Source organism: Streptomyces europaeiscabiei (assembly GCF_001550375.1).
GTDB lineage: Bacteria > Actinomycetota > Actinomycetes > Streptomycetales > Streptomycetaceae > Streptomyces > Streptomyces europaeiscabiei.
In genome coordinates, this window is the sequence record NZ_LRTR01000552.1 from 1 (window position 1) to 581 (window position 581).

Annotated in this window: 1 pseudogene; it reads right to left on the reverse strand. The window is 69.7% G+C overall.

Annotated elements, in window-relative coordinates:
- Window positions 1-299 precede the first annotated feature (299 nt).
- Window positions 300-581 (reverse strand): annotated as a pseudogene (locus tag AWZ10_RS27095) (ATPase); the annotation flags it as partial.

The following is a 581-nucleotide window of genomic DNA, read 5'->3' on the forward strand; positions in this document are numbered from 1 at the left end:
CGCCCTCGGGAGCCGCCAGGGGCTCCGGGCGGCGGTGCCGCCCGGGCTGGCGGGGTCGCGGCATTCGTACTGGCAGGCCGGACGCGGGCCCAGTGGGGGAGCTCATGGCGCCGCATGTTACTGGCTTCTTGGGCTCCCCTGTTCGGGGAGGGTGCAGGTGAGCGGTATCCGTCCGGATTTGTCTGATGAGTTACGGGCCGATCAGGACCGATCAATGCCGCATTTATCTGCTGAGAGGTGCTCTTGGGGGTGCAGAGTAATGCTTGTCCGACAGGCGGGAATACTCCCTGTTTCAGGTACTACTTTTCAGTCACCACGTACAACATCCGCTCGTCGTACGGCAACCCGAGTCCCTCACCCGCCAGCGCGACCGCGATACGCACGGCGCCGACCAGCGGATCCCCTTCCGCCGGCACCCGCGGCGCGTGCGGCAGCCGCTTCGCCAACTCCGCCTCCAGGGGCACGAGCAGCGGACCGCCCAGCTTGGACAGGCCGCCGGTCAGGGCCACTCGGGGCTCGCCCGAGGCCGGGCAGACGGCGGCCGCCGCGTCGGCCATGTGCCGGGCCGCCTCGCGCAGGAA